Source organism: Streptomyces sp. NPDC101219 (assembly GCF_044767675.1).
In the GTDB taxonomy this organism is placed as follows: domain Bacteria; phylum Actinomycetota; class Actinomycetes; order Streptomycetales; family Streptomycetaceae; genus Streptomyces.
Genome location: NZ_JBIWOK010000002.1, coordinates 216,530 through 240,961, shown reverse-complemented (window position 1 = coordinate 240,961; position 24,432 = coordinate 216,530). Strand labels below are relative to the sequence as shown.

General features: G+C 73.5%; 21 protein-coding genes and 1 riboswitch. Of the genes, 12 read left to right on the top strand and 9 right to left on the bottom strand.

The genetic code is table 11. From position 1 onward, the window contains the following. Positions 1 to 29: 29 nt before the first annotated feature. Positions 30 to 2,048, top strand: a complete 2,019-nt coding sequence (locus tag ACIRPP_RS04360) for an ABC transporter permease (protein ID WP_403637913.1) — start codon at positions 30 to 32, stop codon at positions 2,046 to 2,048. Between the two features lie 100 nt (positions 2,049 to 2,148). Continuing rightward, positions 2,149 to 3,153, top strand: coding sequence for an ABC transporter substrate-binding protein (locus ACIRPP_RS04355; RefSeq protein ID WP_403638334.1), 1,005 nt, complete (start codon positions 2,149 to 2,151; stop codon positions 3,151 to 3,153). Positions 3,154 to 3,286: 133 nt separating this feature from the next. Here ACIRPP_RS04355 and ACIRPP_RS04350 read toward each other — a convergent pair whose 3' ends face one another. Beyond that, positions 3,287 to 3,823, bottom strand: coding sequence for a carboxymuconolactone decarboxylase family protein (locus ACIRPP_RS04350; protein ID WP_164333014.1), 537 nt, complete (start codon positions 3,821 to 3,823; stop codon positions 3,287 to 3,289). 47 nt (positions 3,824 to 3,870) lie between these two features. Here ACIRPP_RS04350 and ACIRPP_RS04345 point away from each other — a divergent pair, with 47 nt between their 5' ends. Next, entirely contained in the window at positions 3,871 to 5,250 is a 1,380-nt protein-coding gene (locus ACIRPP_RS04345; RefSeq protein ID WP_403637911.1) for a PLP-dependent aminotransferase family protein, read from the top strand. A gap of 134 nt (positions 5,251 to 5,384) precedes the next feature. Here the strand turns inward: ACIRPP_RS04345 and ACIRPP_RS04340 are convergent, their stop codons facing one another. Beyond that, the gene (locus ACIRPP_RS04340) at positions 5,385 to 6,230 is read right to left on the bottom strand and encodes a hypothetical protein (protein ID WP_403638332.1); all 846 of its coding nucleotides are present in this window, start codon (positions 6,228 to 6,230) and stop codon (positions 5,385 to 5,387) included. A 146-nt stretch (positions 6,231 to 6,376) separates the two neighbouring features. On the opposite strand from ACIRPP_RS04340, the gene ACIRPP_RS04335 reads away from it, so the two are divergent. The 3 genes from ACIRPP_RS04335 to ACIRPP_RS04325 all read left to right on the top strand — a co-directional run bounded on the left by ACIRPP_RS04335 (position 6,377) and on the right by ACIRPP_RS04325 (position 9,727). Continuing rightward, positions 6,377 to 6,730 carry a hypothetical protein gene (locus tag ACIRPP_RS04335; protein ID WP_403637910.1) on the top strand — a complete coding sequence of 118 codons (354 nt, stop codon included), beginning with the start codon at positions 6,377 to 6,379 and terminating at the stop codon, positions 6,728 to 6,730. Between the two features lie 27 nt (positions 6,731 to 6,757). Next, a complete protein-coding gene (locus ACIRPP_RS04330) occupies positions 6,758 to 7,981 on the top strand; it encodes a glutathionylspermidine synthase family protein (protein WP_403637908.1) in 1,224 nt (407 codons plus the stop codon). Between the two features lie 159 nt (positions 7,982 to 8,140). Beyond that, positions 8,141 to 8,247: riboswitch (ZMP/ZTP riboswitch) on the top strand. A gap of 31 nt (positions 8,248 to 8,278) precedes the next feature. Next, entirely contained in the window at positions 8,279 to 9,727 is a 1,449-nt protein-coding gene (locus ACIRPP_RS04325) for a glycine hydroxymethyltransferase (RefSeq protein ID WP_164338700.1), read from the top strand. Between the two features lie 80 nt (positions 9,728 to 9,807). Here the strand turns inward: ACIRPP_RS04325 and ACIRPP_RS04320 are convergent, their stop codons facing one another. From ACIRPP_RS04320 to ACIRPP_RS04310, 3 genes are all read right to left on the bottom strand, one after another. Then, positions 9,808 to 10,575, bottom strand: coding sequence for a hypothetical protein (locus ACIRPP_RS04320; protein WP_403637906.1), 768 nt, complete (start codon positions 10,573 to 10,575; stop codon positions 9,808 to 9,810). A 668-nt stretch (positions 10,576 to 11,243) separates the two neighbouring features. Beyond that, positions 11,244 to 12,134, bottom strand: coding sequence for a hypothetical protein (locus ACIRPP_RS04315; RefSeq protein WP_403637904.1), 891 nt, complete (start codon positions 12,132 to 12,134; stop codon positions 11,244 to 11,246). Further along, positions 12,131 to 12,742 (bottom strand): RNA polymerase sigma factor, encoded by a 612-nt coding sequence (locus tag ACIRPP_RS04310; protein ID WP_403637902.1) that lies wholly within the window; start codon positions 12,740 to 12,742, stop codon positions 12,131 to 12,133. Before ACIRPP_RS04310 ends, ACIRPP_RS04315 begins: the two co-directional genes overlap by 4 nt. Before the next feature lie 131 nt (positions 12,743 to 12,873). Between ACIRPP_RS04310 and trpS the strand changes: the two genes are divergently transcribed. After that, on the top strand, positions 12,874 to 13,887 hold the full coding sequence (gene trpS / locus ACIRPP_RS04305; protein WP_403637901.1) for a tryptophan--tRNA ligase: 1,014 nt from the start codon (positions 12,874 to 12,876) through the stop codon (positions 13,885 to 13,887). 200 nt (positions 13,888 to 14,087) lie between these two features. Next, positions 14,088 to 14,666 (top strand): 2'-5' RNA ligase family protein, encoded by a 579-nt coding sequence (locus ACIRPP_RS04300; protein ID WP_403637900.1) that lies wholly within the window; start codon positions 14,088 to 14,090, stop codon positions 14,664 to 14,666. A 97-nt stretch (positions 14,667 to 14,763) separates the two neighbouring features. On the opposite strand, the gene ACIRPP_RS04295 is transcribed toward ACIRPP_RS04300, so the two are convergent. Next, entirely contained in the window at positions 14,764 to 15,519 is a 756-nt protein-coding gene (locus ACIRPP_RS04295; protein ID WP_403637898.1) for a decaprenylphospho-beta-D-erythro-pentofuranosid-2-ulose 2-reductase, read from the bottom strand. A gap of 278 nt (positions 15,520 to 15,797) precedes the next feature. On the opposite strand from ACIRPP_RS04295, the gene ACIRPP_RS04290 reads away from it, so the two are divergent. Further along, positions 15,798 to 16,724, top strand: coding sequence for a YihY/virulence factor BrkB family protein (locus tag ACIRPP_RS04290; protein WP_403637896.1), 927 nt, complete (start codon positions 15,798 to 15,800; stop codon positions 16,722 to 16,724). Here ACIRPP_RS04290 and ACIRPP_RS04285 read toward each other — a convergent pair. Further along, positions 16,672 to 17,964, bottom strand: a complete 1,293-nt coding sequence (locus ACIRPP_RS04285) for a D-alanyl-D-alanine carboxypeptidase family protein (RefSeq protein WP_403637895.1) — start codon at positions 17,962 to 17,964, stop codon at positions 16,672 to 16,674. The two genes, ACIRPP_RS04290 and ACIRPP_RS04285, sit on opposite strands and share 53 nt — an antisense overlap. Positions 17,965 to 18,133: 169 nt before the next feature. On the opposite strand from ACIRPP_RS04285, the gene ACIRPP_RS04280 reads away from it, so the two are divergent. From ACIRPP_RS04280 to ACIRPP_RS04270, 3 genes are all read left to right on the top strand, one after another. Further along, on the top strand, positions 18,134 to 18,382 hold the full coding sequence (locus ACIRPP_RS04280; protein WP_318653109.1) for an SCO4848 family membrane protein: 249 nt from the start codon (positions 18,134 to 18,136) through the stop codon (positions 18,380 to 18,382). Positions 18,383 to 18,471: 89 nt separating this feature from the next. Continuing rightward, entirely contained in the window at positions 18,472 to 19,851 is a 1,380-nt protein-coding gene (locus ACIRPP_RS04275) for a metallophosphoesterase (RefSeq protein ID WP_403637893.1), read from the top strand. Between the two features lie 355 nt (positions 19,852 to 20,206). After that, complete coding sequence (locus ACIRPP_RS04270) at positions 20,207 to 21,760, top strand: ABC transporter substrate-binding protein (protein WP_403637891.1); 1,554 nt, start codon at positions 20,207 to 20,209, stop codon at positions 21,758 to 21,760. A gap of 267 nt (positions 21,761 to 22,027) precedes the next feature. On the opposite strand, the gene ACIRPP_RS04265 is transcribed toward ACIRPP_RS04270, so the two are convergent. Further along, positions 22,028 to 23,611 (bottom strand): sensor histidine kinase, encoded by a 1,584-nt coding sequence (locus tag ACIRPP_RS04265; protein ID WP_403637889.1) that lies wholly within the window; start codon positions 23,609 to 23,611, stop codon positions 22,028 to 22,030. Further along, positions 23,608 to 24,297 carry a response regulator transcription factor gene (locus tag ACIRPP_RS04260; protein ID WP_164332894.1) on the bottom strand — a complete coding sequence of 230 codons (690 nt, stop codon included), beginning with the start codon at positions 24,295 to 24,297 and terminating at the stop codon, positions 23,608 to 23,610. Before ACIRPP_RS04260 ends, ACIRPP_RS04265 begins: the two co-directional genes overlap by 4 nt. Positions 24,298 to 24,432 lie beyond the last annotated feature (135 nt).

The window sequence follows — 24,432 nt, the reverse complement described above, 5'->3', positions numbered from 1 at the left end:
GCCCCCGCAACGGCCGGGAGGTGCCGACGATGAGCGCCGTCACCACCCCGGCCCCGCCCTCCCCGCCCGCCGAACCGGTGGAGCAGCAGACGCCGCCGGCGACCGGCGCGCGGACCCTCCACCCGCTGCTGCGCCGTCTGCTGCCCCTGCTCGTCGCCGCGGCCGTGCTCGTGCCGGCCGCGGCGCTCCTGTGGGGCAGCGGGACCTGGCCCGCCGCACTGACCGCCGACGTCAAGACCCCGCTGGACGACGCCTACACCTGGGTCGTGCACAACCGGGACACCAACCCCGTCTTCCTCTACTTCCTGCTCCACCTGAGCAACTGGTCCGACGACTCCGTGATCTGGCTGACGGACCTGCTGGTGAACGTCGGCTGGTTCCCCGTCACGGCGGTGGCGGTCCTGCTCTCCTGGCGCATCGGCGGCCTGCAGAGCCGGCGCGGCCCGAAGCTGGCCGGCGTCACCCTGGGCTGCTTCGCGCTGTGCGGAGTGCTGGGCATGTGGGAAGCCACCATGGAGACCCTCGCCCTGATGGCGATCGCGGTCCTCGTGTCCGCGGTCATCGGTGGTCTGCTCGGCCTGGGCGGCGGTCTGTCGGACCGCTTCCAGAAGATCCTGCGCCCGGTGCTGGACACCATGCAGATCATGCCGGCGTTCGCCTACCTGCTGCCGCTGGTACTGCTGTTCGGCATCGGCGTGCCCTCCGCGCTGATCGCCACCATCATCTACGCCGCGCCGCCCATGGCCCGGCTCACCGCGCTCGGCCTGCGGGGCGCCGACCCGGGCGTGATGGAGGCCGCCAAGTCCCTGGGCGCGAGCCCCTGGCAGCGGCTGCTGACGGCCCGTCTGCCGCTGGCCCGCAAGGAGACCCTGCTCGGCCTCAACCAGACGATCATGATGGCGCTGTCCATGGTCACCATCGCCTCGGTCGTCGGCGCCGGCGGTCTCGGCGAGGAGGTCTTCCAGGCCCTGTCCACCGTGGACGTCGGCAAGGCGCTCGCCGCGGGCATCCCGATCGTGCTGCTGGCCGTGTGGCTGGACCGCACCACGGCCGCGGCCGGGGACCGCCTCGGGGAGGGGCCCGGCCCGTCCCCCGTCCCGCTGCTGCACGGCTGGCAGGGCTGGGGCCTGACGGCGGGCGTGGGCGTCCTGGTCTCCTGGGTGGGCTCCGTGCTGCTCATCGAGGAGTGGCCACAGCTGTGGGTCGTGAACATCTCCACGCCGGTCAACCGGGCTATGGACTGGTTCACCGGCCACCTCGCCGAGGGCGTGCCCGTCCTGGGCGGCACCCGCACCTGGGCCGACGGCTTCACCTCGTGGGTGCTCGACCCGATCCGGTCCGGGCTGACCGCCACCCCGTGGTGGGTGCTGGTCCTGGCCGCCGCGGTGCTCGGCCTCCTCGCGGGCGGCTGGGGCGCCATGGCGACGGCGGCCACGGCCATGGCCGGAGCCGGTGTCATCGACGTGTGGAACAAGTCCCTCGACACCCTGTCGCAGGCCATCGCGGGCGTCGTCGTCACCCTGGTGCTCGGCTTCCTCATCGGTGTGCTGGCGGCCCGGGTGCCGGTCGTGGAACGCGTGCTGCGGCCCGTGCTCGACACGATGCAGACGCTGCCGCAGTTCATCTACCTGATCCCGGTGGTGGCGCTGTTCAACGTGGGCCGGTCCGCGGCCGTCGCCGCGGCGGTGCTGTACGCGCTGCCCGCCGTCATCCGGATCACCGTGCAGGGGCTGCGCCAGGTGGACCCCGCGGCGCTGGAGGCGTCCCGCTCCCTGGGGGCCGGCACCTTCCAGCAGATCCGCCAGGTCCAGGTGCCGCTGGCCCGCCCGGCCCTGATGCTCGCCCTCAACCAGGGCGTCGTGCTCGTCCTCGCCATGGTCATCGTCGGCGGCTTCGTCGGCTCCGGTGCCCTCGGCTACGACGTCGTCTACGGCCTCCAGAAGAGCGACCTGGGCACCGGCCTCACCGCCGGCGTCGCGATCGTGCTGCTCGGCCTGGTCCTGGACCGCACCACCCAGCGCACCCGCTCCGACACCGGCACGCCCTGACCCCCTGTCCCGGCGTGCCCGCGGGGCTCCGGCCCCGCACCGCCCGCCGCACGATCCGTCCCGACGGAAGAAACGAAACGAGAGAGAAGACGCCATGCGCATGAAGAACCAGCAGCCCGCCGACCGCAAGAACGCCGGGCCCAGAGGGGCCAGATCGCGCCTCACCCGCGCCGCGAGCGCCGCCGTCGTGGTCCTCGGCCTCACCGGCGTGAGCGCCTGCGGCGCCGCCGACACCGGTTCCTCGTCGTCGAAGGGCTCCTCCGGCAAGGTCACCATCGCCGTGCCGTCGTGGGTCGGCGCGGAGGCCAACGGCGCCGTCGCCAAGTACATCCTCGAGAACGAGCTGGACACCAAGGCCGAGCTCAAGCAGCTCGACGAGTCGGTCGCCTTCGACGCCCTCCACAGCGGCAAGGTCGACGCCATCATGGAGGACTGGGGCGGCGCGCCGAAGAAGGTGCAGCTGTACGTCGAGGAGAACAAGTCCGTGGTCGAGGGCGGCGACCTCGGCGTCGTCGGCCACATCGGCTGGTTCGTGCCGAAGTACCTGGCCGACAAGCACCCGGACATCACGGACTGGAAGAACCTCAACAAGTACAAGGACCTGTTCAAGACCGCGGAGAGCGGCAACAAGGGCCAGCTGCTCGAGGGTTCCCCGTCGTACACCACCAACGACGACGCGATCATCAAGAACCTCGACCTGGAGTACAAGACGGTCTACGCCGGCTCCGAGGCCGCCCAGATCACCCAGATCCGGGAGAACTACAAGGCCAAGAAGCCCTTCATCAGCTACTGGTGGACCCCGCAGTGGCTGAACGCCGACATCGACCTGGTCGAGGTGAAGCTGCCCGAGCACAAGGAGGGCTGCGACGCCGACCCGGAGAAGGTGGCCTGCGCCTACCCGGAGACCCCGCTGCAGAAGTACTTCAACGCGGACTTCGCCGAGAAGGGCGGTGACGCCGCGAAGTTCCTGAAGAACTTCAAGTGGACCGCCGAGGAGCAGAACGAGGTCGCCGCGATGATCGCGGGCGAGAAGATGAGCTCGGAGGCTGCGGCCGAGAAGTGGGTCAAGGCCAACAAGGACGTCTGGGAGAAGTGGCTGCCCTGACCCGCGGTCCCGGCACCAACACACGGCGGACTCCGGCAGCGCCGCGCGCTGCCGGAGTTCCAGGTCCGGCCCCCACGGCACCGGCGCCGTGGGGGCCGGACGCGTTCCGGGGGCCGACGCCCCGAGTGGTATGTCAGTGCTGCTGTCCCGGCCGGTAGTGGCCCGGCGTCAGACGGCACGTCACCCCGAACCGGTTCCACGCGTTGATCACCGTGATCGCGGCGACGAGCTGCGCCAGTTCCGCCTCCTCGAAGTGGGCGGCGGCCCGCCCGTACACCTCGTCCGGCACGAACCCGTCGGTCAGGACGGTCACCGCCTCCGTCAGCTCGATCGCCGCGAGCTCCTTCTCCGTGTAGAAGTGCGGCGACTCCTCCCAGGCCGCGAGCTGCACGATCCGCTCCACGCTCTCGCCCGCCGCCAGCGCGTCCTTGGAGTGCATGTCCAGGCAGAAGGCGCAGTGGTTGAGCTGCGAGGCGCGGATCTTGACCAGCTCCAGCAGCGTGGGGTCGAGCCCCTTGCGGGACGCCGCGTCCAGCCGCACCATCGCCTTGTACACGTCCGGGGCCAGGGCGGCCCAGTCCAGCCGAGGAGCGGGCTCCGGCGCGTTCTTCCCGGCCGCCGTGCCGCTCGCGGTCGGCGTGCCGGTCTCCTGCTTCGCTGTTGTCGTCATGCTTCGGAGCCTAGAAGCGAGGCAGCCCAGGAGTATGGTCCATTTCCATGGCAAAACCCTGGGCCACTTACGGTGTCGACCTCCACCTGGAACGCAGCGGCCCCGGCCTGCGCCGCGGCCTGACCGACGCCCTGCGGGACGCCATCCGCACCGGCCGCCTCGCCCCCGGCACCCGGCTGCCCTCCTCCCGCGCGCTCGCCGCCGACCTGGGCATCGCCCGCAACACCGTCGCCGACGCCTACGCCGACCTGGTCGCCGAGGGCCGGCTCACCGCACGGCAGGGCTCCGGCACCCATGTCGCCGACCGCGCGGTGCCCCCGCCGGCGGCCCGGCCGGCCCCCGCGCGCCCGCCCGGCCGGCTGCCCTACGACCTCGTCCCCGGCACGCCGGACCTCTCCTCCTTCCCGCGCGCCGCCTGGCTCCGGGCCACCCGCCGGGCGCTCGCCGCCGCCCCCAACGACGCCTTCGGCTACGGCGATCCGCGCGGCCGGGTGGAACTGCGCGCGGCCCTGGCGGACTACCTCGCGCGGGTCCGGGGCGTGCGCACCGACCCCGAACACGTCGTCGTCTGCGCCGGCTTCGCCGACGGCCTGCGCCGCCTCACCGACGTCCTGCGGACCCGGGGCGTGCGCACCCTGGCCGTCGAGTCCTACGGCCTGGACGCCCACTGGGACCTCGTCGAGCGCTCGGGACCGCGCACCGTGCCGCTGCCCTTCGACGAGCAGGGTTCCCTCATCGACCCGGGCGACGCGGGCGCCATCCTGCTCACGCCGTCCCACCAGTTCCCGCTCGGCGGTGCCCTGCCGCCCGCCCGCCGGGCCGAGGTGATCGACTGGGCCCGGCGGACCGGCGGGCTGGTCCTGGAGGACGACTACGACGGCGAGTTCCGCTACGACCGGCAGCCCGTCGGGGCGCTCCAGGACCTCGACCCCGGCCACGTGGTGTACCTCGGCACGGCCAGCAAGTCGCTCGCGCCCGGACTGCGGCTGGCCTGGATGGTGCTGCCGCCGTCCCTCCTGCCGGACGTCATCGCGCACGGCGGCAGCCCGTCGGTCGGCGTGGTCGAGCAGTTGGCGCTGGCCGAGTTCCTCACCTCCGGCGCCTACGACCGCCACGTCCGCGCGGCCCGCCTGCGCTACCGCCGTCGCCGCGACGCCCTGGTCGAGGCGCTGGCCACGCGGGCCCCGGACGTCCGGGTCACCGGCATCGCGGCGGGGCTGCACGCCGTCCTCAGGCTTCCGCCCGGCACCGAGCAGCCGGTGGTCCGGGCCGCGACATGGCAGGGCCTCCGGGTGCTCGGCCTCGGCCGCTTCCGCCATCCCGCCGCCACCGACACCCCGGTGGACGGCCTCGTCGTCGGCTACGGCACCCCGCCCGAACACGCCTGGGCGGGCACGCTGGAGGCGCTGTGCAAGGCACTTCCCTGATCCGGGGGGCCGTCCTGCGTCCCCTCGGCCGCTTGAGCCCGGAGCGCGCCCCCGCTCCCAAGCCGACGTGACGCGTGCGACGTGACCGGTCCGTGAAGGGCCAGCCCCCGGCGTGAGCCGGTCCCGGCGGGTCCTCAGCCGGCCTCCCGCGCACCGGCCCCGGCCTCCTCCGGTGCCTCGCCGAAGCGGCTGAGCGCCAGCGCGCCCACCACCGCCACGGCGAAACCGAGCACCGCGAGCCAGCCCCACCCGGGGCGGGTGCGGTCGCCCAGCCAGACCACGCCCGCCAGCGCCGGACCGACCGTCTCCCCGAGGACGAGGCCCGCCGTGGCGGCGGTCACCGAGCCGCGCTGCAACGCCGAGGTCAGCAGCAGGAACGCGGCGCCGCCCCCCAGCACCAGCGCGTAGGAGGCCGGGTTGGTGAACAGGGAGGGCAGCGAGACGTCGTCGACCAGGCGGACCGACACCTCCACCACGCCGAAGCCGAGCCCGGCCCCCAGGCCGAGGACGCCCGCGCGGGCCCGTTCCGGCAGCCGTCCGCCCGCCGCGCCGAGCAGCAGCACCGCGGCCCCCGTGCCGAGCATCGCCCAGCCCAGCCAGCCCGGTCCCGCCAGATCCCCCTCCGCCCCGGAGGCCAGCCCGAGCATCGCGAGCCCCGCGCACACCACCGCCACCGCCGTCCACTCGGCGCGCTTCAGCCGCACCCCGAGGAGCAGCGCCGCCACGACCGCGGTCACCGCCAGACTGGCCGCGAGAGCCGCGCCCACCGCGTAGATGGGCACCGCCCGCAGGGCGACGATCTGCAGCCCGAACCCCAGCCCGTCCAGGGCCAGTCCGGCGATGTAGCGCCACTGCCGCAGGGCCCGCAGGAGCAGCACCACGTCGCCGCCGGGGTCCGTGTCCGCCGCCGCGCGGGCGGCGATGGCCTGCAGCACCGTCGCCGTGCCGTAACAGACCGCCGCACCAAGGGCGCACACCATGCCAAAGATCACAAAAAGACACTAGAGGCAGAGCCGGGGAAGGGCCCTGCGGCACACGCCGTCGCACGAGTCTCTAGGCTGTCCGCCGCGAGCCGGGGAGCGGATGCCCGGCCGTGGACACACGCATACAAGGGGGAATGGCCGACATGGCGGAAACGCGACGGCGACTGCGCTCCAGCACGGTGGTACTCGGCGGGATGGGGGTTCTGGCGGCGGCGCTGTCCGCCTGCGGATCCGACCCCGACCGGCGCTGCGTGGACCGCAACAGTTATGACTACCTCAAGGGCTACAAGGTCGTCGCCGACAAGAACTGCAAGTCGTCCTCCGGGGGGTCCTCCGGGACCGCCGGGAAGAACCGCAAGAGCCGTGGCGGCAACGCCGATTGGTACTACGACGCCGACGTCAGCCGCGGCTACGCCGACCACGGCACCTTCAGCCGCAGCGCGGCCGTCGACCGGGGCGGCTTCGGCTGCTCCGGCTCCGGCAGCGGTGGCGGCTGAGCGGCCCGGCGGACGAAGGACCCGACCGTGGAACGCCGCACCATCACACCCCGCCCCGGCTGGCAGCAGACCGTCGAGGAACAGGGGCTCATCTACCCGCTCACCCTGCCCGCCGAGCACGAGGCCGCCCGGGACGCCGGGCATCCCGTGCCCGACGACGCCTGGGTCCCCTACTGGGACGAGAGAGCCCACTACGTCTTCACCCTGGACGAGGTCGAGGCGCTGGAGGAGGTCGTCGAGGAACTGCACCGCATGTGCCTGGAGGCCGCCGAACACATCGTCACCGAGGACCGCTTCGCCGACCTCGGCATCACCGACCCGCGCGTGGTCCGCGCGGTCACCGAGGCGTGGCAGCGGCGCGACGAACTGCCCTCCCTCTACGGCCGCTTCGACCTGCGCTACGACGGCACCGGACCGGCCAAGCTGCTGGAGTACAACGCCGACACGCCCACCTCACTGGTGGAGGCCGCCTCCCCGCAGTGGTTCTGGATGGAGGAACGGTTCCCCGGCGCCGACCAGTGGAACTCCCTCCACGAACGCCTCATCGACGCCTGGAAGCGGCAGGCCGCGCTGCTGCCGCCCGGCTCCCCCCTCTACTTCGCCCACTCCTCGGCCGACGAGATCGGCGAGGACCTCATGACCGTCGCCTATCTCAAGGAGACGGCCGAACAGGCAGGGCTGGAGACCGACTGGATCTCCGTGGAGGAGATCGGCTGGGACCGCCTCGCCGGCCGCTTCGTGGACAACCGGCTGCGCTTCATCCGCAGCATCTTCAAGCTGTACCCGTGGGAGTGGCTCACCACCGACCGCTTCGCCGACCACGTCCTGGAGACCCTCGACAACGGCGGCGGCACCGGCAGCACCCTGTGGATCGAGCCGGCCTGGAAGATGCTGCTGAGCAACAAGGCGCTGCTCGCCATCCTCTGGGAGCTGCACCCCGGCCACCCCAACCTCCTCGCCTCGTATCTCGACGGCCCCCGCGAGCTGGCCCGCACCACCGGGTACGTCGCCAAGCCGCTGCTGGGCCGCGAGGGCGCCGGGGTGACCGTCCACCGGCCGGGCGAGGCGCCCGCCGTCCGCGACGAACGCTGCTGCTACCAGGAACTCGCGCCCCTGCCCGACTTCGACGGCAACCACGTCGTCCTCGGGACCTGGGTCGTGGAGAACGAGGCCGCCGGACTCGGCATCCGCGAATCCGCCGGCCTGATCACCGACGCGTACGCGCGCTTCCTGCCGCACGTGATCCTGTAGCCCTCCAGCAGCACCCAGGTCACGGCCCGCCCCCGCCCCGGAACGTCCACGACATCCGGAGCGGGGCCGAGCCGTGTCACACCCCGCCCCATGGGCCGCCACCTGCGCTCCCGCATCGTGGACGCCCGGCCACGGCACCGGGTGCCGCCCGGTACGCTGACCTCGGGTCGTGACTGGCGTGCTGGGATGGAGCAACCATCGGGAAGCGACCCCCGGGCCCGTGCACCACCGGGACCGGCACCGTGCCGTGCGCCTGGGCCGCACCGTGAACGCCGAACGCCACGTCCGGAGGTCCCCATGTCAGCCGAGCCCCTCTCCACCGCTTCCACCGCCTTCCGCTCCGCCCTCGATGTGATCCGCTCCGTCGAGCCGCGCGTGGCCGACGCGATCGGCCAGGAGGTCGCCGACCAGCGCGAGATGCTCAAGCTGATCGCCTCCGAGAACTACGCCTCCCCGGCCACTCTCCTGGCGATGGGCAACTGGTTCAGCGACAAGTACGCCGAGGGCACCGTCGGCCGCCGCTTCTACGCCGGCTGCCGCAACGTCGACACCGTCGAGTCGCTGGCCGCCGAGCACGCCAAGGAGCTCTTCGGCGCCCGCCACGCCTACGTCCAGCCGCACTCCGGCATCGACGCCAACCTCGTCGCCTTCTGGGCCGTGCTCGCCGACCGCGTCGAGGCGCCCTTCCTGAAGAAGACCGGCGTCCGCCAGATCAACGACCTCTCCGACGCCGACTGGGCCGAGCTGCGCCAGGCGTTCGGCAACCAGCGCATGCTCGGCATGTCCCTGGACGCCGGCGGCCACCTCACCCACGGCTTCCGCCCGAACATCTCCGGCAAGATGTTCGACCAGCGGTCCTACGGCACCGACCCCGCCACCGGGCTGCTCGACTACGAGGGCGTGCGCGCCACCGCCCGCGAGTTCAAGCCGCTCATCATCGTGGCCGGCTACTCCGCCTACCCCCGGCTGGTGAACTTCCGGAAGATGCGGGAGATCGCCGACGAGGTCGGCGCCACGCTGATGGTCGACATGGCGCACTTCGCCGGTCTCGTCGCCGGCAAGGTCCTCACCGGTGACTTCGACCCGGTCCCGCACGCGCAGATCGTCACCACCACCACCCACAAGTCGCTGCGCGGCCCGCGCGGCGGCATGGTCCTGTGCGACGACTCGCTCAAGGACCAGGTGGACCGCGGCTGCCCGATGGTCCTCGGCGGCCCGCTCCCGCACGTGATGGCCGCCAAGGCGGTCGCCCTGGCGGAAGCCCGCCGCCCCGACTTCCAGGACTACGCCCAGCGCATCGTCGACAACTCCCGCGCCCTCGCCGAGGGGCTGACGCGCCGCGGCGCCACCCTCGTCACCGGCGGCACCGACAACCACCTCAACCTGATCGACGTCGCCACCTCCTACGGCCTCACCGGCCGCCAGGCCGAGGCCGCCCTGCTCGACTCGGGCATCGTCACCAACCGCAACGCCATCCCGGCCGACCCCAACGGCGCCTGGTACACCTCGGGCATCCGCATCGGCACCCCCGCGCTGACCACACGCGGCCTGGGCACCGGCGAGATGGACGAGGTCGCCGGTCTCATCGACCGCGTCCTCACGGCCACCGAGGCCGGCACCACCAGCAAGGGCGCCCCCTCCAAGGCCCAGCACGTCCTGGACCCGAAGGTCGCCGACGAGATCTCCCAGCGCGCCACCGACCTCGTGGCGGGCTTCCCGCTGTACCCGGAGGTCGACCTCGGCTGAGGCCGCGCGGGCGGGCACCGCGCCCGCCCCGCCCGGCGTCCGGCGGCGGCCCGCACCCCCGTGGCGGGCCGCCCCCGGACTCACAGGTCGAGCAGCTCCTGCCGCGGCCCCGGCTCACCTCCCCGGCCGCCCGGCCGCCGCCGTGGGAACGGCAGCCGCGTCACGTACGGGCGCAGCAGCAGGGCGAGCACGGCCCCCGCCGCCGCTCCCGGTATCGCCCACCCCCAGTCGGTGCCACCGGCCGCAGGCCGCGGCGCGGCCTGTGCGGAGGCGGCGGAGCCGTCGGGCTCCGTGCCGGAGGCGTCGTCGTCCGGTCCCGCGGGGCCGGCCTCCCCCTCCGCCTCCCAGGGCACCGGGTAGATCGCGGAGTTGGTGCCCGCGTCGGACGCCGGGCCCATCAGCCCCAGCTCCTTCAGCAGCGCGCGCAGCGGGCCCGGACGGGCGGCACGCCGCCACACACCGGTGGTCGGTTCCTCCGTGAGCCGCTGCTCCGTGTGGATCCACACCACGTCGCCGTCCTCCGCGGGGAAGACCCGGTCCACCCGCCACGGCCACACGTCGTGCACCATCCAGGTGACGTTGATCAGCAGGGCCGTGACACCGGCCTCCCGGGGCATGTCCTCGACGCCCCGCTCCGGCGGGCCGAGCAGCTTCTCCAGCTCGGCGTACTCCTTGTCGGTGTGGGTCAGTGCCGCGGACTCCCCGCTCGGCGGCGAGACGAGCAGCACGCTCGTCGGCCCGCCGGCCGCCGCGGGCGACGCACCCCACACCAGCAGCGCCGCACACACCGTCACCACCCCGAGCCCCGACGTCAGTCGTCGGAACCCGCCCTTCCACCACCTGCGCATCCGGACCCCCACTCGGCCGGCCGATCCCCGTGCGGCCCGCCCACGGGCCGCCTGTCACTTCTGGTACACCGCCCGAGCCGCCGGGGTTCCCACCGAGCCACGAGGAGAATCCGCGAGGTTCGAGCAGGCGGGCCCCGGGCGGCCCGAGCGGGCGGACCGCAAGCCCCGGGCGCCGAGCCACAAGCCACGAGCGGGCGCGCAAGGCCGCCCCCGAGCAACGGGCGGGCGGGCGCCCGGGCGCCGGGTCCCGGGCCGCGAGCCCGTGCCGCGTGGCGCGTGTCGCGAGCAACCCGGGAACCGTCGCCCGAGCCCCGAGCGAGCGGGCCGCAAGCCCCGGGCCGCAAGCCCCGAGCCCCGGGCCACAAGCCACGTCGGGCGAGCCGCATGCCCCAGCCCCAGGCTTCGAGCCCCGAGCCCGAGCCCCGAGCGGGCGAGCCCAAGCCACAAGCCGCGTGCACGCCCGAGCCCGGCCCCCGTGCCGCTGAGTCGTCCGCTGCCCGGTTTCCGTGCCGCTGAGTCGTCCGCTGCCCGGTTCCCGCGCCGCTGAGTCGTCCGCTGCCCGGTTCCCGTGCCGCTGAGTCGTCCGCTGCCCGGTTCCCGTGCCGCTGAGTCGTCCGCTGCCCGGCCCCCGCGCCGCTGAGTCGTCCGCCGCCCGGCCCCCGCCCCGCTCAGTCGTCCGCCGTCCCGCCCTCCGCGCCCGCCGGCTCCAGCGACCGCGCGATCTCCAGTGCCCGCGCCTTCGACGCGACCCCCTCCAGGCGCAGCGTCACTCCGTCCGGCGCCGCGCCCGCCCCCTCGGCGCTGCCGCCGCCGACGGTCCACAGCAGCGTCGGCCCGGCCGTGCGCTGCTGCCCGGTGAAGCGGTGGCCGTCCGCGTCCACCAGCCGGAGCGTCAGCCGGTGCGGCCGGGCGAACCACAGCAGCGGGCCGGACCCACCGGCGCCCCCGCCCGGAGTCAGCCACTCCGGCTGCTCGGCGACCAGCTTCACGAACGTCGGGTCCAGGCGGCCCGGGAACTGGTCCAGCCGGACGGTGCGGCCCTCCTCGCGCCAGCACAGGCTCACCAGGGACCGGCCGTGCGGCAGCCCGGTCAGCGTGACCGCCTCCGGCGTCCCGAGCGCCTCGGGCACCAGCGGCGGGAACCCGGCCCGCTGCTGGGCCCGTCCGAGCGTGACCGACGGTCCGCAGCCCGGCACCCGCGCACCCGGCGAGGGCACCGCCGAGGGGTCGTGGCGCACCTCGACGCCGCCGAAGGTGAACCAGTCGGACACCGTCGCCCGCACCGGGGGCGTCAGGACGAGCACCGTCAGCAGCCCGCACAGGGCGGCGACCAGCGACCGCCACCGCAGCCGCGCCCACTGCCGCACCGCCCGCAGCCGCGTCCGGCCGCCCCCGGTCGGCGCCGCCGGCACCGGCGCGCCCTCGGCCAGTATCCGTTCCAGCACGCGCTCTGCCATGGACTCGGGGGACGCGGTCCCGCCCGGCCCGTCCAGGGACCGGCCGAACGCACGGAGCTCCTCCCGCAGCCGGGCGGCCTCGTCGGGGGTCGGCCCGCTCATGCCGGCTCACCCCCTTCCCCGGGCTGCCGGGGCACCCGGGGTCCCGGGTGCGGCCCGGTGTCCGGGGACATCCGGGGCCGGAAGTCCGGCAGCAGGCGCTCCAGCTTGCGCAGGGCGCGGTTCAGCCGGGACTTGACCGTGCCCCGGGGCCAGCCCAAAGCCTGGGCGGTCTCCCGCTCGTCCATCTCCAGCAGATAGCGGTACGTCACGACCAGCCGGTGTTCCTCGCTCAGTTTCTCCAGGGCGGCGGCCAGCACCGCGCGGCGCTCCGTCTCCAGCGTCGCCACCGCGGGGTCCGCCGATTCCGGTATCACGAGGTCCGCCTCCGTCAGGGCCGCCTCCCGGTCGGCCAGCCGGTGGCGGCGTGCCGCGGCACGCACGGTGTTCCTCGTCTCGTTCGCCACGATCGACAGCAGCCACGGCCGGAACGGCAGGTCGTCGCGGAACCGGCCCAGCGAGCAGTACGCCTTCACGAAGGCCTGCTGGACCACGTCCTCCGCGTCCGGCCCCGCCCCGAGCGCGGCGGCCGCCCTGAGCGCGATGCCCGTGTGGGCGCGCACCAGCTCCGCGTACGCCTCCGGCTCTCCGGCGCGCACGCGGGCGATCACCGCGGCCTCATCGACGATGCGGCCCCCCTCCCGCGTCCTCACACCTTTGTTACACCGCCGGGCCGGGATCGGTTCCCACCTGTTTCCGGTCGGTTCCGGAGGGCCTCCCGGGACCTGAGAGAATGGGCCCCATGGCGACTGACCGACCCCGTGTTTTCTCCGGAATCCAGCCCACGGCGGGCTCCTTCCACCTCGGCAACTACCTCGGCGCCGTCCGCCAGTGGGTGGCCCTGCAGGAGACCCACGACGCGTTCTACTCGGTCGTCGACCTGCACGCGATCACGATCCCGCAGGACCCGAAGGAGCTGCAGGCGAACACCCGTCTGGCGGCCGCCCAGCTGCTGGCCGCGGGGCTCGACCCGGACCGCTGCACGCTCTTCGTCCAGAGCCATGTGGCCGAGCACGCCCAGCTCGCCTGGGTGATGAACTGCCTCACCGGCTTCGGCGAGGCGTCCCGCATGACCCAGTTCAAGGACAAGGCCGCCCGGCAGGGCAGCGACCGCGCCTCCGTGGGCCTGTTCACCTACCCGGTCCTCCAGGTCGCCGACATCCTGCTGTACCACGCCGACGAGGTGCCGGTCGGTGAGGACCAGCGCCAGCACATCGAGCTGACCCGCGACCTCGCCGAGCGCTTCAACGGCCGGTTCGGCCCCACCTTCACCCTCCCGAAGGCGCACATCCTCAAGGAGACGGCGAAGATCTACGACCTGCAGGACCCGACGGTCAAGATGAGCAAGTCGGCGTCCACGCCGAAGGGCCTCATCAACCTGCTCGACGAGCCGAAGGCCACGGCGAAGAAGGTCCGCAGCGCGGTCACCGACACCGACACCGTGATCCGCTACGACGTCGAGAACAAGCCCGGGGTGAGCAACCTCCTGACGATCCTCTCGACCCTCACCGGGACGGGTGTCGCCGAACTGGAGGAGCAGTACACCGGAAAGGGCTACGGCGCCCTGAAGACGGACCTGGCCGAGGTCATGGTCGAGTTCGTGACCCCCTTCCGGGAGCGCACCCAGCAGTACCTGGACGACCCCGAGAGCCTCGACGCGATCCTGGCCAAGGGCGCGGAGAAGGCACGTGCCGTCGCCGCGGAGACCCTGGCCCTCGCGTACGAGCGGGTCGGTTTCGTGTCCGCCAAGCACTGATCCGGGCGTCCGGCGCGGCGCGGAGCCGGCGCACTGAACACGCCCCGGGCTCCGATCCGTACCACCGCACAGCGCTGCACATCACTCCGGCTGCGCCTGCCCGCGGCCGGGCCGGAGTCGTACAGTCGATATCCGGGTGACCGTCACGACGGTCACCCGGAGCTCACCGGAGCTTCACCACCACTACGACAGGAGACGACGTGGGGACCGTAACGATCGGCGTGTCGATCGCGGTCCCGGAGCCTCACGGCAGCCGGCTTCAGCAGCTGCGCGCGGGCTTCGGCGACGCCGCGGCTCACGGTATCCCCACGCATGTCACGCTGCTGCCGCCGACGGAGGTCGACGCCGCGACCGTCCCGGCCGTCGAGGCGCATCTGAGCGAGGTCGCCGCGAGCGGCCGTCCGTTCCCCATGCGGCTGTCCGGCACCGGCACCTTCCGGCCGCTGTCGCCGGTGGTGTTCGTGAAGGTGGTGGAGGGCGCGGAGGCCTGCGCCTGGCTGCAGGGGCGGATCCGGGACGCCTCCGGTCCGGTCGCCCGGGAGCTCCAGTTCCCCTACCACCCCCATGTCACCGTGGCGCACGGCATCGAGGAAGCGGCCATGGACCGGGCCTTCGAGGAACTGTCCGGCTACGAGGCCGAGTGGCCTTGCACCGGGTTCGCCCTCTACGAGCAGGGCGCCGACGGGGTGTGGCGCAAGCTGCGCGAGTTCCCCTTCGGTTCGCTGGTCGTGCCGCCGCAGGCCGGCCACGTCGACCGGGGCTCCGTCTCCGCCTGCTGACCCGGCCCGGCGCCCCGGCCGCGCGGCGCGTGCCGTCAGACGGCCGTCTCCGCTTGCTGACCCTGCCCCGGCGCCCCGGCCGCGCGGCGCCGCGCCGTCAGACGTGCAGCCGCCGGTACAGCGCGCGCGGCAGGTGCCGCAGGGCCGCCGAGACCAGGCGGAGGACGCCGGGCACCCACACGGTCTCCGCGCCGCGCCGCAGGCCCAGTTCGACGGCCGTGGCGACGGCCTCCGGCGTGGTGGCCGGCGCCGGTCCGGGCAGGCCGGCGGTCGCGCGCGTGCGCACGAATCCGGGCCGTACCACCATGACGTGCACGCCCGTGCCGTACAGGGCGTCACCCAGGCCCTGGGTGAAGGTGTCCAGGCCCGCCTTGCTGGAGCCGTAGATGAAGTCCGCGCGGCGGGCGCGTTCGGCCGCGACGGAGGACAGCACCACCAGAGAGCCGTGGCCTTGTGACTGCAGGGCGCTCGCGCACACCAGGCCGGAGGAGACCGCGCCGGTGTAGTTGGTCTGCGCCACCCGTACCGCGGCCAGCGGGTCCCGCTCGTCGTGGGCCTGGTCGCCCAGGGTGCCGAAGGCCATCAGCACCAGGTCGACGGCGCCCTCGGCGAACACCTTGCCGAGCGCGCTCTCGTGGGAGGCCGGGTCCAGCGCGTCGAACGCGACGGTGCGGACCTCGGCGCCGAGGCCGCGCAGATGGTCCGCGGCGGCGTCCAGGGCGGGGGAGGGGCGGCCCGCCAGCCACACGGTGCGGGTGCGGCGGGCGATCAGCCGCCGGACGACGGCGAGCGCGATCTCGGAGGTGCCGCCGAGGACGAGCACGGACCGGGGCGGACCGGAGGCGACCTTCACGACAGCTCCTCGGGGTGCGTGGTCCGCGGGGGCGTCGGCCGGGCGGCGGCGGGGGCGGTGCGGCCCCCTCCCCGGGTGGGAACGGTGTGGGCAGGCATGCCGATGACCGTATCGCCCCTATATATACGGCCGCGTGAAGAACATCACGACCATCCCCGGTATGGGTGATTAGTGGTATGTCACTTCATTGCGCCGCAGGTGGCCCGGACCCGACCCGGACGCGGGACGGGCGGGGCATGCGGCACCTTGGCCCGGCGGAACCGGGGCAGAGTCGCTTCATGGACTGGCTGAAGAGACTCCCGCTCGTGGGGCCGTGGGTGGCGCGCCTGAACCGCACCCACGCGTGGCGCTCGTACGAACGGCTGGACCGCGTGCACTGGACGCGGCTGGCGGCGGCGATGACCTTCACCAGCTTCGTGGCGCTGTTCCCGCTGCTCACCGTGGCCGCCGCGATCGGCGCCGCCACCCTCAGCGCCGAGCAGCAGAACACCCTTCAGGAGAAGATCGCCGACCAGGTGCCCGGCATCTCCGAGCAGCTCGACATCGAGAGCCTGGTGCAGAACTCGGGCGCCATCGGCCTCATCGCCGGTGCCGTGCTGCTGTTCACCGGCATCAGCTGGGCGGGGTCGATGCGCGCGTGCCTGCGCGCGGTGTGGGAACTGCCGGACGAGGAGGAGAACCCGCTCTGGCGCAAGGGCAAGGACGCGGGCATCCTCGTCGGACTCGGCGGGGCGCTGCTGATCACCCTGGTCGCCTCCACCGTCGCGTCCGCCCTGGTCGGCCGGATCAGCGACGCGATCGGGCTGGCGGAGGGCGGCTGGGGCGGCGCCGTGCTGCGGGCCGCCGCCTTCGCCGTGGCCGTGGGCGCCGACTTCCTGCTGCTGCTCTACGTCCTCACCCTGCTGCCCGGGGTGGAGCCCGCCCGGCACCGCCTGCTGGTCGCCGCGCTCACCGGAGCGGTCGGCTTCGAACTGCTGAAGCTGCTGCTCAGCGGCTACCTGCAGGGCGTGGCCGCGAAGAGCATGTACGGCGCGTTCGGCGTCCCGGTCGCCCTGCTGCTGTGGATCAACTTCACGTCGAAACTCGTCCTGTTCTGCGCCGCCTGGACGGCGACGCCGAGCGAGGAGGCCGGGACGGACGGCGCGAAGCCCGTCACGGACGCGAACGGCGGCGCACCAGATCCGGCAGCGGCCACCGGCGGTTGACCAGGAACACCCCGCCGGCCAGCAGCACCAGCACCCCGCCGGTGACGCCGAGGGCGACGCCCATGCCGCCGGAGCCGCCCGCCGGCGCGCTCGCCACCGGCTTCGACCCGGCCGCGCCGGCGCCGTCCGCGGCCCCGCCCGCCTCACCCGGGGCGGCCGACGCGCCCGGCCGGCCCGCGCCCTGCACCGCGCTCTTCGGCGGGACCAGCTCGCCCACCGGCTCGACCTTCCCGGCCGCCTTGAAGCCCCAGTCGAACAGCTTCGCGGTCTCCTTGTAGACCTCGTTGCTCTCGTCCTTCTCCGGGTTCATCACGGTGACGAGCAGCACCTTGCCGTCCCGCTCCGCGACCCCGGTGAAGGTGGCGCCCGCGTTGGTGGTGTTGCCGTTCTTCACGCCCGCTATGCCCTGGTAGACGGGGACGTCGGAGGCGCCGGCGAGGAGCCGGTTGGTGTTCTGGATCTCGAAGCTGCCCCGGACCTTCTTGCCCTTCTTGTTCTTCTTCGTCTCGCCGGGGAACTTCGCGCGGACCGTCGAGCAGTACTCCCTGAAGTCCTTCTTCTGCAGCCCCGACCGGGCGATCAGGGTCAGGTCGTAGGCGGACGAGACCTGGCCCGGGGCGTCGTAGCCGTCCGGGCTCACCGCGTGGGTGTCGAGGGCCTGCAGCTCCTCGGCGTGCTCGTTCATCTGCCGGACGGTGTTCTCCACGCCGCCGTTCATGGCGGACAGCACGTGCACCGCGTCGTTGCCCGAGCGCAGGAAGACACCCAGCCACAGGTCGTGGACGGTGTAGGTCTCGTCCTCCTTTATCCCGACCATGCTGGAGCCGGAACCCACACCGGCCAGGTCGGAGGGGACGACCTTGTGCTTCTCGGAGCGGGGCCACTTCGGCAGCAGCGTGTCGGCGAACAGCATCTTCAGGGTGCTTGCCGGGGCCAGCCGCCAGTGCGCGTTGTGCGCGGCCAGCACCTCGCCGGACTCCGCGTCGGCGACGATCCAGGACCGGGCCGACAGGCCCTTCGGCAGCACCGGGACGCCGCCCGCCAGGTTCACCTGGGTGCCCGGCTGCCCGAGCCGGGGCCCGCCCACCGCCGACATCTTCGCCGGGGGCGTCGCCGACGGGCTCGTCGACGGCGACGGCGACGGGGCCGCGACCGCGCCGGGTGCGGTCAGGGCGGTGGACAACAGGACGGCGGACGTGACCAACAGCGAACGAACGGCGGTCTTCTGGGGTGCGGGCACGGTCGGAAACGTACCTGCCGCGGCCGGTGACGTCCCTACCCGGGTCCCACCCCGCGCAAGGATCCGGACAGCCGGTGGCGATACTGGACGGGTGTGCCCGTCCTGGGGACGGGTCCCGGAGTCCCGGCCGGCTGCGGCTGCCCGGCGCTGTGAGGAAAGGTCTGCTGTCGTGAAGCTCAGCCGCCCCGTGTCCTGGTTCCTGCTCGCCTTCGGGGTGTGGAGCTGGGTCATCTGGATCACTTTCGTCAAGAACCTGGCCAAGGACGGCAGCGGGCTCGCGTTCGAGGACGGCGACCCGACCGCGTACTTCTGGGTGCACCTGCTGCTCGCCGTCGTCTCCTTCGTATTGGGGACGGTCATCGGGGTCATCGGGTTGCGCGGTGTGCGCGCACTGAGCCGGACCTCACGGGAGCCGTGAACAGGACGGCGGACACGGTGACGGGAACAACGGCACCGCCCGGAACGTCGAGCACATAGGAACAACGGGAAGAACGGGAACTCCGCAGCGTGGTCATCGTCTTCGTCCTCGTCGCCGTGCTGGTGCTGGCCGTCCTGGTGACGGCCAACTGGTACCTGTGGCGACGCCTCTTCCGGGACACCACCCGGGGCCCCGGCGCCGTGCGCCGGACCGGCGCCGTGGTGATCGCCGGCGGCTGGGCGGTGACCGTCGGGGCGTTCGTCGCCGGGCGGGCCGGCGCCCCGTTCTGGCTCCAGCAGACGCTGGCCTGGCCCGGCTTCCTGTGGCTGGCCTGCGTGCTCTACCTGGTGCTGGCGACGGTGGCGGGCGAGCCGCTGCGTCCCCTGCTGCGGTGGATCCTTGCGCGACGGGCGAAGTCCTCGGCCCCGGATTCCGCCGCGGACGACGCTCCCGGCGACGGCCCGGGCGAGCCCGCCCGGCCGCCGATACCGGCCGGCGCCACGACCGCCGCGCCGGGCAGCCGCGCGGACACCGCCGGAGCCGCCGGCACACCCGCAGCTCCGGACGGTCCGGCCGGATCCGGCCCCGGCGACGCGGACACCCCCGGTGCGCCCGAGGGGGCCGCCGCCGCTTTCGCGCCCGGTCCCTCCCGGCGCCTCTTCGTCTCCCGGGTGGTCGCCGGGGCGGCCGCCGCGGCGGCCGTCGGCACCGTCGGGTACGGCACGTACGGGGTGCTGCGCGGCCCGCGGGTCGAGCGGGTCACGGTGCCGCTCGCCAAGCTGCCCCGCGCGGCCCACGGCTACCGCATCGCGGTGGTCAGCGACATCCACCTCGGACCGGTCCTCGGCCGGGGCTTCGCCCAGAAGGTCGTCGACACCATCAACTCCACCCAGCCCGACCTGATCGCGGTCGTCGGCGACCTGGTGGACGGCAGCGTGAAGGACCTGGGCCCGGCCGCGGCCCCCCTCGCCCAGCTCCGGGCCCGCCACGGCTCGTTCTTCGTCACCGGCAACCACGAGTACTTCTCCGGCGCCGAGCAGTGGGTGGAGGAGGTGCGCCGGCTCGGCCTGCACCCCCTGGAGAACGCCCGCACCGAACTGCCGCACTTCGACCTCGCCGGGGTCAACGACCTGGCCGGCGAGAACGACGGACAGGGCCCCGACTACGCCCGGGCGCTCGGCGACCGCGACCGGGCCCGCGCCTGCGTCCTCCTCGCCCACCAGCCGGTGCAGATCCACGAGGCCGTGGACCACGGCGTCGACCTCCAGCTGTCCGGCCACACCCACGGCGGCCAGCTCTGGCCCGGCAGCCTGCTCGCCGGAGCCGCCAACCCCACCCTCGAGGGCCTGGAGCGCTACGGCGACACCCAGCTCTACGTCAGCAAGGGCGCCGGCGCCTGGGGACCCCCGACCCGGGTCGGCGCACCGTCCGACATCACGGTGATCGAACTGGCGTCGAAGCGGACCTGAGGCCCCGTCAGCCCAATGCCGCAGACGCCGAGCCGTCAGCCCAATGCCGCAGACGCCGAGCCGTCAGCACTTGGCCGCAGACGCCGAGCCGTCAGCACTTGGCCGCCGACGCCGAGCCGTCGGCACCGGCGCGTCCGGGCACCCGCGGCCGGACACCGAACCGCCCCTCACCGGCACGGCGAGGGGCGGCGCGCAACGTGGCGGTTTCTCGCTCCCTGCGCGTGGCGCGTGAGCTGTTCCTCACTGAACCAAACCCCCCTTCCGCCCCGCGAAACCCCTGTGATTAGGTGAACCGGCCACTAAGGGGAGTGGCATATTTAACCGGCCCGTAGTGGGCCAGGGGAGGACAGGACCGATGCGATCGGTTCGTATGCGCATTCTCGCGACGTTGCTGGCAATCGCCGTCGTGGGAGTGGTCGGATGGCAACTGCTGCCATCGAACGAGGAGTCGGGCGAGGCCATCAAGGTCGGCACGACGGATTCCATTACGTCACTCGACCCGGCCGGCGCCTACGACGCCGGTTCCTGGGCGCTGTTCAGCAACGTCTACCAGTCGCTGCTGACCGTGGAGCCCGGCGGGGCACAGCCCGTGCCGGACGCGGCGGAGCACTGCGCGTTCGTCGGCACGGACCTGCGGACCTACCGGTGCGAACTGCGGGACGGCCTGGTCTTCCCGAGCGGGCGGGAGATGACGGCCGAGGACGTGAAGTTCTCCTTCGACCGCGTCAAGAAGATCAAGTCCGACGTGGGTCCGGGAACGCTGCTGGACACCCTCGGCTCGGTGCGGGCCAAGGGACGGGTCGTCACCTTCGAACTGACGTCGCCCGACGCGACGTTCCCGTTCAAGGTGGCCACCGGGGCGGGGTCCATCGTCGACTCCCGTACCTACCCGGCCGACGAACTGCGCACCGGCGGCGCCGACGGCACCGGCCCGTACACGCTGGCCTCCTACGAGAAGGACAAGCTGGCGGTCCTGAAGCCCAACGCCCGTTACAAGGGCGCCGTCAAGGAGACCGGCCGCCCGGTCGAGCTGCACTACTTCGGCGATCCCGGTGCCCTCGACAACGCCTGGCGCACCCGGAGCATCGACGTCGCCACCCGCCAGCTGCCGCCGGACGTCCTCGCCGACCTCAACCCGAGCGATCCCGGCCTGCGCGTGTCGGAGGCGGACAGCTCCGAGATCCGCAACCTGTACTTCAACACCCGTGAGGGCAAGCCGCTGGAGGACACCCGGGTCCGGCAGGCCCTGGCGTGGCTGATCGACCGCGAGCGGCTCGCCGCCACCGTGTACCAGGGCACCGTCGACCCGCTGTACTCCCTGATCCCGACCGGAATCACCGGCCACACCACGTCGTTCTTCGACACCTACCCGAAGCGGGACGACGACCGGGCGCGCCGGCTGCTCACCGAGGCCGGGCTGTCGGCCCCGGTCCGCTTCACCTACGGGTACGCCGAGGGGCGCGGTGCAGCCGCCGAGGAGGCCAAGGAGCTCAAGCGGCAACTGGAGGACGGCGGCCTGTTCGAGGTGACCCTCAAGGGCTACGAGTGGACCGACTTCCAGAAGCAGTGGGCGGGCGGCAAGCTGGACGCCTACGCCGTCGGCTGGGTCGCGGACTACCCCGACCCGGACACCTTCGGCGGCCCGCTGGTCGGCACCGGGGGCACCATGAACACCGGTTACAGCAGCAAGGCCGTGGACCGGATGATCAAGGCCAGCCAGCAGCACCAGAACCGGGCCGACGCCGGGGGCGACTTCCGGGACCTCCAGGCGGCCGTGGCCGAGGACGTGCCGGTGCTGCCGCTGTGGCAGGCGAAGGAGTACGTCGTCACCAGCGAGGACATCGGCGGCGGCCAGTACCTGTCGGACGGCACGGGCGTCTTCCGCCTGTGGCGCCTCACCCGGCTCTGACACCCGAAGACCCCCGGTCCGGCCCGTCATCGAGCGGGCCGGACCGGCGCCGGACCGAGGTCTGACGGGCCTGATAACCAGACAGGTCTGGCGGCCTGACGAGTCTGGCGGCCTGACGGGCCCCACGGCCTGACGGGCCGGTCCGGCGGGTGTCCCACGGGGTCGCCCGGGAGTCGGCCGGGGGTCGCCCGGGGGTCGGCCGGGAGTCGCCCGGGGGTCGCCCGGGAGTCATCCGGGGGACCGGCCCCGCCCGTCGGCCGACGCCCGTCAGCCCGTCGGCGCCCCGCGCCGCTCGGCACCCTCACCGGCCGGTCCGGAGGCGTCCGCGGGAGCCATGCGGAGCCCTGCCACCGGGAGCCCGGCCGCCGGAACGGCCCGCTCCCCGGAGGACGGGGACGGGGACGGCACCGGCCGGGCGGGCAGGGTCACCGTGACGGCCAGCCCCTCACCCGGGGCCGTCCGCACCGCGACCTCGCCACCGTGCGCCTGCACCACGCCCTGCACGATCGCCATCCCCAGCCCGCTGCCCGCGCCGCCGCCCGCCCGGAAGAAGCGGTCGAAGACACGGGCCGCGTCCTCCGCGCCGAGCCCCGGCCCGCCGTCCTCCACGCACACCCGCACCGCACCGTCCGCCCGGGTCACCGCCAGCCGCACCGGGGTGTCCGCGGGCGTGTGGACACGGACGTTGCCCAGCAGGTTGCCCAGCACCTGCCGCAGCCCCGACTCGTCGGCGCGCACCGTCACCGCGCCGTCGGCGTCCACGGTCACCGGCCGCTCCGGCTGCTGCACCCGCAGGTCCTGCGCAGCGTCCCGCACCAGGCGGCACAGGTCGACGTCCCGCAGCCGCAGTTCGGGCCGCTGGTCCAGCCGGGCCAGCACCAGCAGCTCGTCGACCAGCCGGGCCATGCGGTCGGACTCCGCCAGCATCCGCTCCCGGGCCCGCTGCCGCTCCGCCGGGTCGCGCAGCATGCCCCGGTCATACAGCTGGAGATAGCCGCGGATCGCGGCCAGCGGGGTGCGCAGTTCGTGGGAGGCGTCGGCGACGAACCGGCGCAGCTGGGCCGCGCTGCGCTCCCGGGTGCGGTACGCGGACTCGACCTGCTGGAGCATGGAGTTCAGGGCCAGCCGCAGCTGTTCGACCTCCAGGATGGGGTCCCGGCTGGAGGGCACGCGCCGGGCCAGGTCCCCTTCGGCGATCGCCGACGACGTCTCGACCATGTCCTCCAGCGGCCGCATCCGCCGGCGCACGCTGACCATCGTCAGGCAGCCGAGCCCCACCAGCAGCAGGGAGCCGATCGCCAGGTTCAGCCGCACCGCCTTGGCGACGCCCTCGTGCAGGGCCTCCGTGGAGGAGCCGAGCAGGATGTACGTGCCGTCCGCGAGCCGGGTCGCGGTGACCCGGTAGGCGTCCCCGCGCACCGTGACGTCGTGCGGGTCCGGGTCCCGGACCAGGCGCCGCGGGTCACCCACCGCGTCGGTCAGGGCCCGCTGCGCCGGGGTCGGTTCGAAGCCGAGGACGCCCACGTTCGTGCCCCGGGCGTCCACGGCTGCGAACAGCGACTTCGAGGGGTCCTGCGTGTCCTGGTCCGGCTCCACACGGCCGGCGAGGAAGCTCAGCACGCTCAGCGAGTCGATCTCCCGCAGCGTCAGCCGGGAGCCGCCCAGCCGGTCCCGGTTCGCGGTCAGCTCCGCGTCGATCTGGTCGAGCAGGTAGTACCGCATGCCCATCACGCTGACCACGGTGGCCGCGACGACCCCGACGGCCAGCAGCGCCACGTTGGCCAGCGTCAGCCGGCCCCGCAGCGAGTGGATGCCCCGCGCGCAGCGCGGCCGTGGGATCCGCAGCCTCATGTCAGGCCGTACCCGACCCCGCGCCGGGTGGTGATGACCGGCGGGCCCAGCACGTCCAGCTTGCGCCGCAGATAGCTGATGTAGGTCTCGACCACGGTCGACTCGGCGGGCGCGTGCTCGTACTGCCAGACGTGCCGCAGCAGTTGCTCCTTGGGCACGATCCGGCCGCTGTTGCGCACCAGGAAGCGCAGCAGCGCGTACTCGGTGGGGGTCAGCTCGACCGAGCGGCCCGCACGGCGCACCGAGTACGTCGTCTCGTCCAGCTCCAGGTCGCCGTGGCGCAGCGGGGCCCGCTGCGGGAGCACGTCGGCGGGCCGGGTGCGGCGCAGCACCGCCGTCACGCGCGCGACGACCTCGTCGATGTTGAACGGCTTGGTGATGTAGTCGTCGCCGAAGGCGAGCGCGCCGACGATCTCGGCGGGCGCGTCCCGCGCGGTGAGGAACACCAGCGCCAGTTCCGGTCTGCGGGTGCGCAGTTCACGGCCCAGCGCGCGCCCGTCCCCGTCCGGCAGCATGACGTCCAGGAGGGCGGCGTCGGGCCGGGTGTGCTCGGTCAGGGCGAGCGCCTCGCGGACGGTGCCCGCCGTCATCACGTCGAAGCGGTGGTAGCGCAGGGCGATGGCGAGCACGTCCGTGATGCTCTCCTCGTCCTCGACCACCAGCACCGTTCCCTCGGCCGTCGTCATGCCTCCAGTATCGGCGCGCCCGGCCGTCCACGGGCCGGGCGGCGCTTTGGAGTTCCTTGAGAGTCGCGGGCCAGTCGTGTGCCCGCGGGGCCGCGTCCGCCGATGCTGCTTGCCAGGACCTGGGGGACCCGTCGA